The organism is Streptosporangium vulgare (assembly GCF_042428775.1).
Classification (GTDB): domain Bacteria; phylum Actinomycetota; class Actinomycetes; order Streptosporangiales; family Streptosporangiaceae; genus Streptosporangium; species Streptosporangium vulgare.
Map to the genome: position 1 here is coordinate 1 of NZ_JBHMBS010000018.1, position 16,740 is coordinate 16,740.

Consider the following 16,740-nt stretch of genomic DNA (forward strand, 5'->3'; position numbering starts at 1 on the left):
CGGATCCTGCTTCCACACGGTCAGCCATTTGGCGGTTTCCACATACGAGGTCGAGACACGCTCGTCGGTGTAGCGGCGGTTGCGTTCGGCAAGCGCCTTGTTCCAGATCAGCCGGACACACCCGAACGTGCGGACCAGCAGATCCGCTTGCTCGGGGGTCGGGTGGAAGCGGTACTTGAAGGCCCGCTTCACGATCTGGGACATGCCTAACATGATCCTGCGTGATCATGTTAAGCGTGCTGGCCGGTTCCGGCCTATCTCCGCCCCGAACGGCGGAGCCTGCGGCCTTTATGGACGAGATCACGGTGTTCCTCCCGGGGCATACGAACGGGCGTGCGGGTGCGCGTACGAATGACGGGCGACCGATCCGGTCCCGGCGTGCGGCCGGGCATCCGGCCGGGTGTGACCGGGCGCGCGACCGGGTGGTGGACGGGTGCTCGAACGGGCGCGCGACCGGGTCATACGGCGTCGATCCTCTCGGCGAAGTGACACGCGACGCCGTGGTCGTCCCCCAGTTGCCGCACCCGGGGCTCCTCGTCCACGCAGCGCAGCCTGACGGTCTCGTCGAGCGACTTGAACAGGGGGCAGCGCGTGCGGAAACGGCACCCCGAGGGAGGGTCGGCCGGACTCGGCAGGTCTCCCTCCAGCAGGACGCGCCGTCTGGAACGCTCCAGCACCGGGTCCGGCAGCGGGACCGCCGACAGCAGCGCCCGGGTGTAGGGGTGCATCGGCGTGTCGTAGACCCCGGCGGCCCGGCCGATCTCGGCGATCCTGCCCAGATACATGACCGCGACCCGGTCGGCGATGTGCCGGACCACGGCCAGGTCGTGCGCCACGAACAGGTACGACAGGCCCAGGCGGGTCCTCAGCTCCTGCAGCAGGTTGAGGACCCCCGCCTGGATGGACACGTCGAGCGCCGAGACCGGCTCGTCCAGCACGACCAGCCGGGGCTCCAGCGCGAGGGCGCGGGCGATGCCGACGCGCTGGCGCTGGCCCCCGGAGAAGTCCTGCGGGTAGCGGGCGGCGTGGCCGGGCTCCAGCCCGACCAGGCCGAGCAGCTCGCCGATCCTCGGGCCCGGGTCCCGGCGGCCGTGCGCGCGCAGCGGCTCGGCGAGGATGTCGTAGACGGTCATCCTCGGGTCGAGCGAGGCGAGCGGATCCTGGAAGACGACCTGCATGTCGCGCCGCACGGCCATCCGGTCGCGGGCGTCCATCCGCGAGGTGTCGCGGCCCAGCACCACGATCCTGCCGCTCTGCGGCGCGGCCAGTTCCAGGATCTCCATCAGGGTGGTCGTCTTGCCGCAGCCCGACTCGCCGACCAGACCGAGCGTCTCGCCCTCGCGGACGTCGAAGCCGACGCCGTCCACCGCGCGGACCGTGCCCACCCGCCGCCGCAGGAGCGTCCCCTTGACCAGGGGGTAGTGCCTGACCAGGTCCTCGACCGCGAGGACCACGTCACGCTCGTCACGCGGGCGCGGCGGCTCCCCGGCAGCGGCAGCAGGAGCGGGAGCGACGAGCCCGGCGGACCTCGTGGAGGCGACAGGACCGGTCGGGGCGGCGGGACCGGCCTGGGGGGCGGGACCGGTCGGCGTAACGGGGCCGACCGGCGTAACGGAACCGGCCGAGGCGACGGGGTCGGCGGGGCTCCGGGAGAGACCGGCCGCGGGGCCGCGCACGCCGTAGACCTGGGCGGGTGACCAGCCCGCCGCCTCGATCTCGCCGGAGCGCACGCACGCCGCCAGGTGGCCGGGCGAGCCCACCGGCTCCGGCTCCGGCTCCGCCTCGGCGCACTCCGGGACGGCGATCGGACAGCGCGGCTCGAACGGGCAGCCCGGCGGCAGCGCCGCCGGTGACGGCGGGCTGCCCTCGATGGGCACCAGCGGCTGCTCCCGGCCGCGGTCGAGGCGCGGGATCGAGCCGAGCAGGCCCATGGTGTACGGCATGCGGCTGCGGTAGTAGATCTCGTCCACCGAGCCGACCTCGACCGGACGCCCGGCGTACATGACGAGGACCCGGTCGGCGAACCCGGCCACCACCCCCAGGTCGTGGGTGATGATGACGATCGCCGCGCCGGTCTCGCGCTGCGCCGTCTTCAGCACCTCCAGCACCTGCGCCTGGATGGTCACGTCGAGCGCGGTGGTCGGCTCGTCGCAGAGGATCACGTCGGGGTCGTTCGCGATCGCCATCGCGATCACCGCGCGCTGGCGCATGCCGCCGGAGAACTCGTGCGGGAACGCCCTGGCCCGCTGCGCGGCGTTGGGGATGCCGACCAGGTCGAGCAGCTCGACGGCGCGCCTGGCGGCCTGACCGGCGCTCACCCGCTGGTGGACGCGGATCGCCTCGGCGACCTGGTCGCCGACCCGGTAGACGGGAGTGAGCGCGGAGAGCGGGTCCTGGAAGACCATCGAGACGGTCTTGCCGCGGAACGCGGTGAGCGTCTTCTCCGGGGCGCCCAGGATCTCCCGCCCGAGCAGCCGCACCGAACCGGTGACGCGGGCGTGCGCCGGGAGCAGGCCCATCACGGCCAGCGAGGTGACCGACTTGCCGGAACCGGACTCCCCGACGACGCCGAGCACCTCGCCGGGACGGACCGCGTAGCCCACGCCCCTCACCGCGCGGACCGCGCCGGGCCCCGAGCCGAAGGTGACGTCGAGGTCGCGCACCTCCAGCACGGGGGCGACCGGGCCGGGCGCGGCCGCGTGCTCGCCGGTCCCGCGGGTCCGGGATGCCGCGCCCGAGGGCCACTCGCTCGTCACCGGTCACCCGCCCCGGTGCGACGTGGGGTCGAAGGCGTCGCGCAGCGAGTCGCCGACCAGGTTCACCGCGAGCACGGTGACGATCAGCAGGCCCGCGCAGAACCAGAACGTCCAGGGGGCGTAGAGGGCCGTCCGCGCGCCGTCGGCGATGAGGCTGCCCAGCGAGACGTCGGGTGGCTGGATGCCGAACCCGAAGTAGGACAGGGACGTCTCGGTGAGGATCGCGGCGCTGACGTTGAGCGTGGCGTCGACGACCAGCAGCGAGGACATGTTGGGGATCACGTGACGGAAGATGATCCTCGTCGGGGGCACCCCCATGAACCTGGCCGCGTGGATGAACTCCCGCTCCCTGAGCGAGATGGTCATGCTCCGGACGATCTTCGAGGTGACCATCCACAGGAAGAGCGCCAGCACGAGCACGAAGACCGGCCACTGCCTCCCGGCGAAGAGCGGGGACATGACGGCGAGGATCAGGAAGGCCGGGAGCACCAGCAGCAGGTCGGTCAGCCAGGTCAGCGCGCGGTCGGTCCAGCCTCCGAAGTATCCGGCGAAAGCCCCCACCACGGCCGCGAGCGCGGTGCCGACCACCGCGGCGAGCAGGCCGACGATCAGGGAGCGCTGCAGGCCGCGCAGCGTGACCGCGTACACGTCGGCGCCGGTCTGCAGGGTTCCCCACCAGTGGTCGGCGGAGGGCGGCGCGAGGAAGGCCGTGTAGTCCTTCGAGGCGTACGTCCAGCGGGTGAGGTAGGGCCCGGCGAAGGCGAGCAGGAAGATCAGCGTGAGCAGCGCGAAGCCGATCCTGCCCCGGCCCGAGCGGAGGAGGCGGCCCGCGACCACCCGCAGCCGCGAGGGCGCCTTGATCCTGTCGACGGACGCCCGCTGTTCGGCGAGCTCCTCCTCGGCGATGGTCATCTCCGGCTCACCCCACCCGGACGCGCGGGTCGAGGACGGCGTGCAGCACGTCGGAGGCGAGCGAGGCCAGCAGCACGGCCAGCGCGGCGAAGCAGCTGATCGCCGCGACGGTGTTGACGTCGTTGGTGGAGATCGAGTCGACCAGCTGCTCCCCCATGCCGTGCCAGCCGAAGATCTTCTCGGTGAAGGTGGTGCCGACCAGCAGCGCGCCGAAGGTGAAGGCGAAGTAGGTGACCGCCGGGATCAGCGCGGTGCGCAGCGCGTGCCGGGTCAGCGCGGCGCGGCGGCTCAGCCCCTTGGCCATCGCCGTGCGGATGAAGTCGGCGCCGAGCACGTCGAGCATCATGTTGCGCTGGTAGCGGCTGTAGACGGCGACCAGCCCGAGCGACAGCGACAGCGTGGGCAGGACCAGGTGCCGGATCCGGTCGAGCGCGGCGGCGGCGAGCCCTCCCGGCAGGCCCGGGGTCGCCTCGCCGCTGACGAGGAGGATCTGGGTGCCGGCCGCCTCGTTGAGCCGGATCGCGGCGATGATCAGGATGTTGGCCAGCACCACCGTGGGGATCGCGAGGACGACGAAGGACAGACCGGTCGACAGCCGGTCGAAGAGGCCGTACTGCCTGACCGCGGCGTAGGCGCCGATGAGCACGCCGGTGACGCTGCCGAGGATCAGCCCGATCGTGATCAGGCGCAGCGTGACGCCGATCCGGCGCCCGAGGTCGTCGCCGACCGAGCCTCCGGCCACCGTCTTGCCGAAGTCGCCGCCGGCGAGGTCGCCCGCCCAGGTCAGGTAGCGCTCGAACAGCGGGGTGCGGTCGTTCAGGTTGAGCTCGGTGAGGCGCGCGTCGACGACGGCCGGGGGGATCGGGGGGTTGCGGCCCTCGTAGTTGGATCGCGGGTTGAGGGCGGAGGCGGCCAGCATGTAGGCCAGACTGGTGGCCACGACGATCAGCACCAGATAGTTGAGCAGCCTGCGGGCAAGGAATCCCGCCATCTTTCCTCCTCCGGAGCCCCGCCGCTGTCGGTGACCATCTTGCTACACTCGGCGACCGGCGGGCTGCACAGCGTACCGAATCGGAGGGATCTCGGTGAGAGATGACGTCGCAGGGCCCGCGAGTCAGCCGGTCGGGTCCGGGGAGGGCCAGATCGGGTCCGGAGCACGATCGGTCGAGTCCTGGGGCGCGGCCGGTCGGGGCCGGGGCGCGGCCGGTCGGGGCCGGTTCACAGAGCGCCGGAGTCACCCTCCGGAGGCCGGGGCCGTTTCCCCTCGCGCCAGGGCCACTTCCCGGAGAGTCGGGACCGTTTCCCGGAGAACAGGCGGCACCTCCCGGAGAACCAGGACCGTTTCCCGAAGAACCGACGGCACCTCCCGGAGGTCCGGGTCACTTTCCGGAGAGCCGGGTCACTTCCCGGCGAGTTCGTCCACGGCGGCGCGCAGGTCGGCGCTGGTGATGGTGGTCAGGTCGGCGGCGCTCGCGGTGCCTCCGCCGAGGGCGGCCAGGCGGACGTCCCTGCGCATCGCGGCGCGTTCGAAGAGCGAGCGCGCGAACCTGCCGTTGCCGAGACCGTCGATCAGGCCCTCGTCGCAGACCCAGGTGAAGACCTCGGTGAGGTCGCGGCGGGCGGCGTCGTCGAACCGGTCGCCCGACGCGTCGGCGAGCAGCACCGCGATCTCGGTGAGCTCCTCCGGGGAGTACGAGGGAAACTGCACCCGCTGGCTGAACCTGCTGCCCAGGCCCGGGTTGGACGACAGGAAGGTGTTCATCTCCCGCTCGTACCCGGCCAGGATGATCACCAGCCGGTCGCGGTCGTCCTCGGCCCGCTTGAGCAGTGTCTGCACGGCCTCGGTGCCGAAGGCGTCGCCCCCGCTGTAGCCGGAGTTGACCAGGCCGTACGCCTCGTCGACGAACAGCACCCCGCCGAGCGCCCGGTCGACCAGCTCGTTCGTCTTGATCGCGGTGGCGCCCAGGTGCTGGCCGACCAGGTCGGCCCGCTGCGCCTCGACCACGTCGGGCTGGGCGAGCAGGCCCAGCGCGGCGAAGATGCGGCCCAGGATGCGGGCCACGGTGGTCTTGCCGGTGCCGGGCGGCCCGGCGAAGACGAAGTGCCGCATCTGCGGCGGGGTCGGCAGCCCTCGCTCCTGTCGCATCTTCGCCACCCTGAGCTGCGCGGCGATCGCGTGCACCTGTCGCTTGACGGGCTCCAGGCCCGCCATGCGGTCGAGGTCGGCCAGCGCCTCCTCGAGGGAGGGGGCGGCCTGGTAGCTCCGGTAGCGGGCGGTGAGCTCGTCGAAGGCCTTGACGACGTCGCTCTCGACCGTGGTGACCAGGTCCTCGGTGGTGGGCGCGCCACCGGCCCCCACCACGCGCACGTCCCTGGCCTGCGCGGCGGCCTCCACGAGGCTGCGGACGAACCGGGCGTTGCCCAGCTCGTCGACGATCGCGCGCCGGTGGATGTCCTCGAAGCGGGCGAGCAGCGCGGGCGCGGCCTCGGGTGCCATCCGGTCGCCCCGGCGCTCCTGCAGCAGCCCGGTGATCTGGAGCAGCTCGTCCGGGCCGTAGCTGGGAAAGCGGACCCTGCTGGAGAACCGGCTGGACAGGCCGGGGTTGGACGCCAGGAAGGTGGCCATCTCCTTCTCGTATCCGGCCAGGATGACGATCAGCCGGTCGCGGTCGTCCTCGGCCCGCTTGAGCAGCGTCTGCACGGCCTCCGCGCCGAACCTGTCGGGCTGGCCGTCACCGGAGTTGATCAGGCTGTACGCCTCGTCGACGAACAGCACCCCGCCGAGCGCCCGGTCGACCAGCTCGTTCGTCTTGATCGCGGTGGCCCCGAGGAACTCCCCCACCAGGTCGGCCCGCTGGGCCTCCACCACGTAGGGGGTCTCCAGCAGGCCGAAGGCGTAGAAGATCTTCGCGACGGTCCTGGCCACGCTGGTCTTGCCGGTGCCCGGCGGGCCGACGAACACGAAGTGCCGCATCGGCGGCTCGGTGGAGTATCCGGCCTCCTTGCGCAGCCTCGCCGCCTCGATCGAGGCGGCGATCGAACGGACCTGCTCCTTCACCGGGGCCAGTCCGATCATGGCGTCCAGCTCGCCGAGGGCCTCCTCCACCGAGATGGGCGGCGGCGCGTCCCGCTCGCCGGTCCCCTGGGCAGGGGGGAGGTGGCCGCCCTCGCGGACCCGGAGCCCGGCCTGCTGTCGCTCCCCCGTCTGCAGCGCGATCCGCACCCGGCGGGCCTGCAGGAACCGGTACACGAGCACCCCGGCCGCCACGGCGTACGCGGCCCAGATGACCGGGTACGAGCCGAACCCGGGGACGGCCACGCCGAGCACGACGGCCGTCAGCCCGGCGGGCACCAGCGCCATGACCGTGGTCACCCACGGGGGGACCCAGCGGATGAGGTGGGCGGCTCCGGCGACCAGGGGGCCCAGGAGCATCAGTGCCGTCGGGATCGGCGAGTTCAGGCCGAAGAGGACGGTCTGGAAGATCAGGTTTCCCGCCAGCCAGCCGAGGACCACGAGCAGGGTGGCGGCGGCGCGGGGGAAGCTCAGGGTCAGCGCCGCGAAGCCGAGCAGCGTCAGCGTGACGAAGATCGTGCCGAGGATCGACCAGCCGGTCACCAGCGCCAGCCCGACCGCTCCGGCCAGCACCGCGACGTAGATCAGCCTGCGCAGGGGCGGCGCGAGCCGGAAGTAGCCCAGCCGCACCTGCTCGAACAGATCCCGTGCCGCCGCGCGCCCCGCCGGACGGGCCCTGCTGGACTCCCGCATCACGCCTCCCCGGTTCGCCCCCGGTTATACCGCAACAAGAGGACGTTTGCGCGTGCCTGAGGGGCACGCCACGCCGTCGTGCGGGCACGATCAGATATACGGATGAGGACGGATGAAACCAACGTTCGAGGCAGCAAGCTCGCCCCGCTCCGTCCCTCCGGTCCCACACTTCCCTGTGCCGCCGCCGCGCCCCGCGCGCGGCGGCCCGATCCCGCGTCCCCCACGGGTGGTACGGCCCGGTCCCGGCCGCCGCCCGTCGCCCGTCCGCGCGGGGACGCGCGAGGAGGCACGGGGTGACGCGAGGAGGCACGGGGTGACGCGAGGAGGCACGGGGTGACGCGGGACGACGCGCGGAGACACATCAGGGGACGGGCAGGAAAATGTCACCGCCCGGCAAGACGGCCCACGGCCCGATCGCGGCAGCCCACGGCCCGGCCGCGGCGACCGCCCGGCCCCTCGGCCCGCGACCCTGGAGTCCCCCTCGGCCCCTCGCCTCCGTCGGCCCCGGAGTCCCCCTCGGCCCGCGACCCCGCTGCCCGCCCGGCCCCCCGCTGCCCCGCCCGGCCCCTCGGCCCGCGATCCCGGTGGCCGTTTCAGCCTCGGTGGGCCCGGCCCTGGTGGCGGCCGGGATACTCGCCGACCACGACCTCCTTGGGGGTGATCCTCAGCAGGTCGGCCTCGGTGTCGCCGATGGCGATGCCGCGTACCTCGGCCCAGAAACGGCGGTCGAGCGGATCGGCGACGAAGACCGCCACCCTGGGGTCGCGCTCGGCGGCCTCCCAGGCGTCGGAGGCGGCGATCAGGCGCAGCTCGCCGCTCGGGCCGACCGAGCTGACCGCGCCGACGGCGAGCGCGCGCGGGCCGCTGGGATCGGCGTACGCGAGCACCACCCCCCGCGCGTAGGTGAAGGCCGCGCGCACCTCCCCGCTGAGCCCCACCGGCGGGCCCACGTCGCCGGGAAGGCGGCTCCCGCAGCCGTCGCACATGACCAGCGAGGCCCGCCACGGCCCCGGCGCGCCCCGCCACCACGCCCGTACCGACCTCGCGGCGAATATCGCCACCGGTACGGCCAGCAGCGCGACCCCGGCCCGCCAGGTCCACTCGCCCACCGTGACGAGCCCGAGGACCGGTGCCGCTCCGGCCACGCCCAGCAGGACCGACGCCGAGGCGGGCAGGGCCAGCGCCGCCGCCAGCCCCCGGTCGGAGGCGAGCGCGCGGGTGAGGCGGGTGAGGCCGGGGGCCGGGCCGACCCGGCCGCGGGCCCAGCCGAGCGCGAGCGGCACGACGAGCGCGACCGCCGCCCAGCTCCGCTCGTCCAGCACGACGACCGCCGCCACGACCGCGACCGGCACCGACCAGACCCGGCCCGCCACCAGCCAGAGGGTCACGTTCACGTCGCGCCTGGCCGTGCGGTCGTCGCCGGCGGCGGCGAACTCGGCCAGCGCCCTGACCGGCCGCCCGCGCCACGCCTCGACGAGCACGCGCAGGACGAGCAGCACGGTCCCGTTGAGGAGGACCAGCCCGGCGAGACCCGCCCAGACCAGCCCCGGCACACCCGGCACCGGGCCGGAGAGGACCGGCGGGGCCTCCGCGGGGAGGGTGGCCACGGCCGCGACGTACGCGGCCACGGCGACCAGGGTGATCGAGACCGACATGCCGAGCCAGAGGTCGCGGGCGAGCATGCCGGGCACGTACGACCAGAGCCTGACCCGGTGCGCCTGTCTGAGGGTGATCGCCAGGACGGCGAGCAACACCAGCCCGCCGCCGATCCTCGCCACGGAGGCCAGGCCGAACCCGAACTCCGCCACGCAGACCGCGACGAGGGCGACGGCCAGCAGGACCCGGGTCCGCCGCGACCACCTCTCCAGGGCGCGCCTGGCCCGGCCCGTCTCGCGCGGGTCGACCGGCCAGGCGGGGTCGTGGTGGGCGCGCGGACGCTCCCAGCGCAGCCGGGTCAGGCCGAGGTTGATCCTGGCGCCCGGGTGGTCCGGCAGGCGGCGCAGCGCCTCGCGGTAGGCGGTCTCCGCGAGGCCGTACTCGCCTCTCAGCAGCGCGAGGTCACCGGCGAGGACGTGCGGGTCCGGCTCCTCCGGCGCGTAGCGCACGGCCCTGGCCGCCTGGGCCCGCGACTCGCGCCAGCGCCCCGGCACCCTGCGCAGCGCGGCTCCCAGGCGCATCCGCGCGGCCCAGGAGCCCGGTGCGAGGCGTACGGCCTCCTCGGCGGCCGCCACGGCCTCCGCGTCGCGGCCGAGCCGCTCGAACGCGAGGCTGGCCAGGCGGTACCCCCAGTCGGCGCCGGACTCGGCGCGGGGGTCGAGGTCCAGCGCCCTGCGGGCCGCCTCCAGCGCGGCCTCGGGCCGGTCGCGGCCCAGCCACGCGGCGGCCACGGCGCACCACTGCCGGGGATCGGCGGGGTCCCGTGGCTGCGGGACGGGGACCGAGGCGGGGTCGTGCTCGCTCTCGTACCGGGGGTCGGCGGGATCCCGCGCCGGCACGGGGGCCTGACCGGAGTCGTACCCGTGCCGGGGGTCGGTGAGGTCTCGCGGCGGCGGTGGGCCGTGCTCGCGCTCGTAACGGGAGTCGGCCGGGGCCTGACCGGGGTCTTTCCCGCGCCGGGGGTCGGCGGGATCCCCCGGGGGCGCGGGGGCCTGACCGGGGTCTTTCCCGCGCTGGGAGTCGGCGGGGTCCCTCGGGGGCGGGGGGATCTGGCCGGAGCCCTTCCCGTGCCGGGGATCGGCGGGCCCCCCCGGGCGCACGGGGGCCTGGCCGGGGTCTTTCCCGTGCCGGGGGTCGACGGGGTCTCGAGGGGGCGGGACCTGGGCGGAGCCGTTTCCGCCGGGCCCGCTCACCACGGCGGCTCACGGGCCTCGCGCTGACCTTCCACGATCGCCATGGTCCGTGCGAGATCACCTTTTGCCTAGACGGCGGTATATGCCTGTATCTCTCTAGAGAGGTCGCCGACACCCCTGTGAGGCCCCGAATATTGACCAATCGAGCGCCCTAAAACGGACATATCCACGTGAATTAATCACCGAATGCCGCCCCGGGCACTGCCCGACTTCGCCTAAGCTGCGACGCATGTTCGTCCAGGCCGGCAAATCCTGAGCGGCTCATGACCACCGTCATCGCCAGACGCGCGGACGGCGACCCGCGGGCATCCGGGGCCGGCCGGTGGTCGGTCCTCGCCGTCCTCTGCTTCAGCCTGCTGCTGATCGCGGTGGACGCCACGGTTCTGCACATCGCGGTACCGGCGCTGACGGCCGCCCTCGAACCGTCCTCCGTGGAGCTGCTGTGGATCATCGACGTCTACTCGCTGATGGTCGCGCCGCTGCTGCTGACCTTCGGCACCCTCGGTGACCGGTACGGGCGCAAGCGCCTGGTGCTGGCCGGGTACCTGGTCTTCGGTGCCGCCTCGGCCGCGGCGGCGTTCGCGCCGACCCCGCTCGCGCTGATCTCCGCACGCGCGCTGCTCGGCCTCGGCGGAGCGATGATCATGCCCGCCACGCTCTCCATCATCCGGCAGGTCTTCGTCGACCGGCACGAGCGGGCGATCGCGCTGGGCGTGTGGAGCGCGGTGGCCGCGGCCGGGGCCGCGGTCGGCCCGATCGTCGGAGGGGTGCTCGTCGAGCACTTCTGGTGGGGCGCCGTCTTCCTGATCAACGTCCCCATCCTGGTGGTCCTGCTGCCCGTCGCGGCCAGGCTCCTTCCCGAGTCCCGCAGGCGCTCCAGCCGGCCGTGGGACGCGCTGAGCGCGCTGCTGTCGGTGCTGGGCATCCTCGGGGTGGCCTTCGGCCTGAAGGAGGCCGGAGCCGGGCAGCCGGGCGGCCTGGCGGCGTTCCTGGGCGGGGTCTGGCTGCTGGTCTGGTTCGTCCGCAGGCAGCGGCGGCTGGCCTTCCCGCTGCTGGACCTGAGCCTGTTCCGGCGGCGGGCGTTCTGCGCCGGGGTGGGCGCCGTGCTGCTGACGGTCTTCGCCCTGGTCGGGCTGGAGCTCATGCTCGCCCAGTATCTCCAGCTGGTCCTCGGCGACAGCCCGCTGGAGGCGGCCGTACGGATGCTCCCCCTCATGATCGCCTCGATCGCGGGCGGCCTGGCCGGGGCGCGGCTGCTGCGCCGGTTCGGGCTGCGCGCCACGATGGGCGGCGGGCTGGCGCTGACCGCCCTCTCCCTCTCCCCCACCCTGGCCTGGCACACCGAGGGGCATCCGATGGCCCTGACGCTCTGCTTCGTCGGCATCGGCTTCGGCATCCAGGTCACCCTGCTGGCGGCCTCCGACACGATCATGTCCTCCACCCCGGAGGCCCAGGCGGGCGGCGCCGCCGCGATCGAGGAGACCGCCTACGAGCTGGGCGCCGGGCTCGGGGTCGCGGTGCTCGGCACGATCACCGCGGTCGTGTACGCCCCCTCGCTGGCCTCGGTCCCCGGTGTCGCGCCCGCGATGATGGACCAGGCCCGCCAGTCGCTCGCCTCCGCCGCGCACACGGCGCGGGAGCTCGGCGGCGGCGTGGGGGACGCCCTGCTCGGCGCGGCCCGCGTCGCGTTCGTCTCCGGCCTGCACACGACGGTGGCGGTGAGCGTGTTCCTGCTCGGCGGGACCGCGCTGGTCGTGACGCTCCTGGTGCCCCGCCGCCCCGACGGGCGGGAGGACGACCCCTCGTGACGGGTTTGGAAGGCCCCTGCTCGGTCATCTATCGGTCAAGCGTGGGCAGGAACGGGGAATCTAACCAGAATGAGGAACCGTGCGACAAACCCTCCATGATCTTGCTTCCCTCGCCGCCAGGCTGGGCGTGGGCGGGATCTTCTTCGCCAACGGCTGGCACAAGCTCGAAGCAGGCCTGAACGCCACCGCCGAGCAGTTCACCAGCCTGGGTGCCTCCGGCCCCTACGTGTGGGCCGCCACCACCATGCTGACGGAACTCATCGGCGGCGCGCTGCTGGTGGCCGGTCTCGCGGTGCCCGCGTGCGGGCTGCTGCTGTTCGCCGAGGCCCTCGCCGTGTTCGTCCTGGCCAGCGGCGAGGTGGGCCTGCCGCTCACCGGCGGTGACGCCAAGCTGATCGTGGCGCTCGGGGCCGCCTCCATCCTGCTCGCGGTCGGCGGCGCGGGCCGCCTGTCGGTCGACCACATGGTGGTGATCAAGCGCCGCGAGGCCGAGGCCGCCGAGGACTTCGCCGCCGAGGCCGAGGCCGACGACGTCATCGCCGCGCTGCGCGAGCCCGAGGTTCCCCCCGCGCCCGCCCGGCCCGGCGCGGGGAAGAAGCCCGGCGAGTCCGCTCCGCCCGCCTCGCAGCGGCTCCCGGAAGGACCCGCCTCGGAGCGTCCCGCGGGGGGATCCATCTCGGGAGGATCCCCCTCCGAGGGCGCCACCGACACCGCGGAGTTCCCCGCCGCCACCCGTCCCCGTACGCGCACCCGCAAGCCCCCGTCCGGTGCCGCCTCTTCCGTGCCTCCCGCGACCCCCGCGACCACGCCCGCACCGGTCGCGTCGCCCACGCCCGCGCCCAAGCCCGGTAAGGCGGGCGACACCCTCGTGGCCGGGAAGAAGGACAGGCCCTCCTCGGAGAGCTGACCATCTAAAACGACATTTCCCTCTTTTGGGACAGAGGGGCTTTCTTCTCCGTTTAATGAGATTTGCGGGGAGATGCCGTACCCGCACAATGAGCGGATGCGCCTCCCCGGCTGGTTCGCGGAGCGGGTCGAGCCCGCCCCGCCGGAGACCGAGCTCCGCGTCTCCACCCTCGAACTCTTCTTCGACCTGGTCTTCGTCTTCACCGTCACCCAGCTCACCGGTCTCCTGGTGGACGGCCTGCAGGACGGCAGGCCCGCCGAGAGCGCGCTGCGCGCGCTGCTGGTCTTCGGCGCCATCTGGTGGATGTACGCCGGTTACGCCTGGCTGACCAACGCCGTCCCCCCGACACGTCCGGCCCGCAGGGTGCTGATCCTGCTGGGCATGGCCGGATTCATGATCGTGGCACTGTCGATCCCCTCGGTGTTCGACGGCGACGGCGTGGCGTTCGCGGTCGGGTACCTGCTGCTGATCCTCGTGCACGCCGGGCTGTACCTGCAGGTCACCTCGGCCTTCGCCCGGGTGCTCCCGTTCAATCTCGGCGGGGTCGCGCTCATCGGCCTGGCCGCCCTGGTCCCCGCGCCGTACACCTACCTGCTCTGGGCCGGCGCGGTGGCCCTGCTGTGGGGCAGCCCGTACTTCATCGGGCAGAAGGGCTTCAACCTCCGGGCCGGGCACATCGTCGAGCGGCACGGCCTGCTGGTGATCGTGGCACTCGGCGAGTCGATCGTGGCGATCGGCATCGGCGCCAAGGGACTCCACGTCGGCCTCGCCCTCGGCCTGGCGGCGGTGCTCGGCCTCGCGCTGGCCGCCTGCCTGTGGTGGCTCTACTTCGGCGGCGACGACGAGGGACGTGCCGAGCACACCCTGGAGGCGGCCGAGCCGGTGCGGCGCACCCGGCTGATCCTCGGCGCCTACTTCTACGCGCACATCCCGATGCTGCTGGGCATCGTCGCGGTCGCCGCGGGCGTCAAGAAGGCGATCGGCCACCCGGTGGACCCGCTGAAGTTCGGTGCGGCCCTCACCCTGGCCGCGGGCGTCGCCCTGTTCATGGCGGGCGACGCCTGGTTCCGGCGCGTCCTCGGCATCGCGGGCAACGGGCTCCGGGCCGCGGGCGCGGCGGTCTCGCTCCTGACGGTCGCGCTCGGCCTCTGGTCGGCCCTCGCGCAGCTCACCGCGCTGACCGCCCTGGTGATCGCGGTGATCATCTTGGAACGGCGCCGGGCCGCGGTCCGGGAACCGGTTCCTCCACAGGGGTGAAACGTTCGGCGAACGCGGCCCGGTTGGCGGAGTCGGGTGAACGGTCCCAGACCGCGAACACCACCCGTTCGAACACCGCCGAGAACGCACCGCCCTCGGTGAGGTGGGTGTGGAACGCCCCGGCGACCTCACGGGGGTCGTTGCGGAACACCCCGCATCCCCAGGCGCCGAGGACCAGCCCGCGCGCGCCGTGATGGGCGGCCACGGCCAGCACCCTTTCCGCGCGCTCGTGGAGCGCGCGCCGGATTCGGTCCCGCGCGCCCGGGTCACGGCGTAGCGCCTGCCCGGCGTTGGGAGCGGGAGAGGTCAGGAAGGAGACGAGGTACGGCTCGTTCAGCAGCCGGCCGTCGTCGCCGCGGTGCACGGGAACGTCGGGAGACCAGATGACGCGATGGCTGTAGAGCAGGTCGGAGGAGGCGCGGTGGGCGGCGTAGTAGTCGGGAGCCCGCAGGAGACAGGGATACAGCAGGGCGTTGCGGCAGAGATCCTCCTCCTGGGCCTTGGCCCCGCCGAGGTAGCCGCCTCCGGGGTTGCGGGCCGAGGCGAAGTTCAGAACGGCGATCCGCCCGGCCCCGGCGAGGTGCAGCCGTCGCGCGGCCTGGAGGCTACTCTCGGCGGTCACCTGGAAGGACGTCCGGCGGCGATCGGACTCCGGGCGGGGCACATCGATGTGCCCGTCCGCCGGGTGACTCACGGTGCCGGAGAGCGCCGCCTTCAGTGCCGGGCCCACGACGACGACGGTGCCGTCATCGGTCGCGTACTCGCCCTCGGCGGCGATCCGCGCGTTGACGGCCGCGATCCCACGCAGTCTTCTGCTCACGTGTCCGCATCGTAGGCCGTGACCGTCTCACCGGCCGAACGGTTTTCGCGACTTCGCGCCCCGCCTCACCGCGGCTTCGGGGCAGGAAACACCAGGTTCCCGCCTGCCCGCCGGAATGACGCGCGTACCCGTGTCCGGCTGCGGTGCTCCACACGCCGACCCTCAAGGCACGGTGGCGCGGGTCCCTCCGGATCCCGCGCCACCGCACCCGTCTCCACCGGGCCCTACCGGACAGCAGCGCCGTCCAGATCGCCCGAGCCTCGCCGACCGGCCACGTGGAGGTCTCGTGAACCTCGTCGTCCCCGTCCTCGAGCTGAACGGTCCGCCACAGGAACGCCCGTCCGGCGCCCTCGCGCAACTCGTAGACCGTGGCCCGGCAGAAACAGGTCCAGGCCACCGAACGTACCCGCCCCAGCGCCGGGTACGGCCTTCGCCACCCCAGCCGGACGTGATCACGCTGAGCCATCACCACATACGGGCTCAGGCACGTGCCCACCACATGAACGGGCTCGCCGACGAGCTGACTCACGCGACAGGGCAGGCGGCTTCGGCAGACGGGGTGTGAGAGACGGCCACGTTCCATGACCTTCGGCACGCTCGCGCAGCCCCGGCGTGGTCGAAGCGGAACGCCGTGAGAATGTTCCGGCCTCAGTGCCGCGCGGGGCAATCCGACGAAGACACGATCTCGATGCCGATGGGTGGAATCATCCCCGCCTTGCGGTCCGAGTAGCGGTCCTCGTCCGGAACGGGAGCCTGAGTCGGTTCGGTCTGCCGCTCCCAGAAGTCGATCACCTCCTGCGCGGCGACCTCGGTCGTCGGACGCGAGGGACAGCCCAGGCTCCGCGACGCGGCGGCACCGACCGACGGGAGTGCCGCCAGCGCCATGACCAGCAGGAGAATCAAGGAGCGCCGACCCCGCACGTGCTCACTCCCCTGCTTTTCCGCCGACCGGCTCCAGGCGCGACACCCCATACCGGATCCGGATACTCCTACACCACATCTGCTGACGCGACCGTCCCCGCCACGGGCGCGTCAGAGAAAGAAGATCACCAGAACGACGAGGCCGAAGCTCAGTGCCACGAATTGTGGCGTTCTGGGGTGCCGGGCGGCCTCTCGCCGCGAGGAGATCACCAGTACGGCGCCCAGGCCCAGCGCCGTCAGCAGGTGCAGGCCGTACCACCAGGGGGTGGACAGCCTTCCCAGGAAGGTCCCGGACAGCAGGTCGTCGACGGCCCCGTAGCCGGAGAGCCCGGCGAGCAGGCTCAAGCCCAGGCCCAGCAGCGCGAACACGTACCGGAACCCGCCGAGCAAGGTCCAGACGACGGCTCCCAGGACGAGCAGGATCGAGGAGGAGTGGTGCGCCTGCCGCACGAGCAGGCCGCCGCGCACCTCGAAGCTGATCTCGAACGCCGACCGGTAGGCGGCACTCATGGGAACGCCGTGCAGCGGCGTGTAGCTGCCGTCGTAGTACACGATCTCGCTGCTGGGCGTGTAGAAGAACGCCAGGAAGCTCCCGGTGAGCAGGACGATCACGAAGCAGTAGATCAGCATCTCGCCCACCAGCTGCCTTGCTCTCTCCATTCGGCATATTCCACCACAAAGATCAGCTCAGGTCCGCCGCGTGTGAGCATCGTCCCGGTCGTTTGACCACCGGGCTCTGGCCAG

General features: G+C 73.0%; 12 protein-coding genes. 3 read left to right on the forward strand and 9 right to left on the reverse strand.

The genetic code is table 11. The annotated features are described in order from the left end of the window. The 6 genes from ACFFRH_RS30015 to ACFFRH_RS30040 all read right to left on the reverse strand — a co-directional run. A partial coding sequence (locus tag ACFFRH_RS30015) for a helix-turn-helix domain-containing protein (RefSeq protein WP_386161061.1) occupies positions 1–204 on the reverse strand: 204 nt, incomplete at its 3' end. 254 nt (positions 205–458) lie between these two features. Then, positions 459–2,756, reverse strand: coding sequence for an ABC transporter ATP-binding protein (locus tag ACFFRH_RS30020; protein WP_386161062.1), 2,298 nt, complete (start codon positions 2,754–2,756; stop codon positions 459–461). Between the two features lie 3 nt (positions 2,757–2,759). Further along, positions 2,760–3,668 carry an ABC transporter permease gene (locus ACFFRH_RS30025; protein WP_344748877.1) on the reverse strand — a complete coding sequence of 303 codons (909 nt, stop codon included), beginning with the start codon at positions 3,666–3,668 and terminating at the stop codon, positions 2,760–2,762. A gap of 7 nt (positions 3,669–3,675) precedes the next feature. After that, positions 3,676–4,659, reverse strand: coding sequence for an ABC transporter permease (locus tag ACFFRH_RS30030; protein ID WP_344748878.1), 984 nt, complete (start codon positions 4,657–4,659; stop codon positions 3,676–3,678). Positions 4,660–5,067: 408 nt separating this feature from the next. Next, positions 5,068–7,434, reverse strand: a complete 2,367-nt coding sequence (locus tag ACFFRH_RS30035) for an AAA family ATPase (protein ID WP_344748879.1) — start codon at positions 7,432–7,434, stop codon at positions 5,068–5,070. A 593-nt stretch (positions 7,435–8,027) separates the two neighbouring features. Continuing rightward, the gene (locus ACFFRH_RS30040; RefSeq protein WP_344748880.1) at positions 8,028–10,190 is read right to left on the reverse strand and encodes a tetratricopeptide repeat protein; all 2,163 of its coding nucleotides are present in this window, start codon (positions 10,188–10,190) and stop codon (positions 8,028–8,030) included. A gap of 356 nt (positions 10,191–10,546) precedes the next feature. Here ACFFRH_RS30040 and ACFFRH_RS30045 point away from each other — a divergent pair, with 356 nt between their 5' ends. The 3 genes from ACFFRH_RS30045 (at position 10,547) to ACFFRH_RS30055 (ending at position 14,255) form a co-directional block, all read left to right on the forward strand. Further along, positions 10,547–12,091: an MFS transporter gene (locus ACFFRH_RS30045; RefSeq protein WP_386161063.1), complete on the forward strand. Its 1,545-nt coding sequence runs from the start codon at positions 10,547–10,549 to the stop codon at positions 12,089–12,091. 79 nt (positions 12,092–12,170) lie between these two features. After that, on the forward strand, positions 12,171–12,998 hold the full coding sequence (locus ACFFRH_RS30050) for a DoxX family protein (protein WP_344748882.1): 828 nt from the start codon (positions 12,171–12,173) through the stop codon (positions 12,996–12,998). A gap of 96 nt (positions 12,999–13,094) precedes the next feature. Beyond that, positions 13,095–14,255, forward strand: coding sequence for a low temperature requirement protein A (locus ACFFRH_RS30055; protein WP_386161064.1), 1,161 nt, complete (start codon positions 13,095–13,097; stop codon positions 14,253–14,255). Here ACFFRH_RS30055 and ACFFRH_RS30060 read toward each other — a convergent pair. The 3 genes from ACFFRH_RS30060 to ACFFRH_RS30070 all read right to left on the reverse strand — a co-directional run bounded on the left by ACFFRH_RS30060 (position 14,200) and on the right by ACFFRH_RS30070 (position 16,656). Further along, entirely contained in the window at positions 14,200–15,075 is an 876-nt protein-coding gene (locus ACFFRH_RS30060) for a TIGR02452 family protein (RefSeq protein ID WP_344748884.1), read from the reverse strand. The genes ACFFRH_RS30055 and ACFFRH_RS30060 overlap by 56 nt on opposite strands. Positions 15,076–15,723: 648 nt before the next feature. Continuing rightward, positions 15,724–15,960, reverse strand: coding sequence for a hypothetical protein (locus ACFFRH_RS30065; RefSeq protein ID WP_386161065.1), 237 nt, complete (start codon positions 15,958–15,960; stop codon positions 15,724–15,726). Between the two features lie 147 nt (positions 15,961–16,107). Continuing rightward, a complete protein-coding gene (locus ACFFRH_RS30070; RefSeq protein WP_344748886.1) occupies positions 16,108–16,656 on the reverse strand; it encodes a hypothetical protein in 549 nt (182 codons plus the stop codon). Positions 16,657–16,740 lie beyond the last annotated feature (84 nt).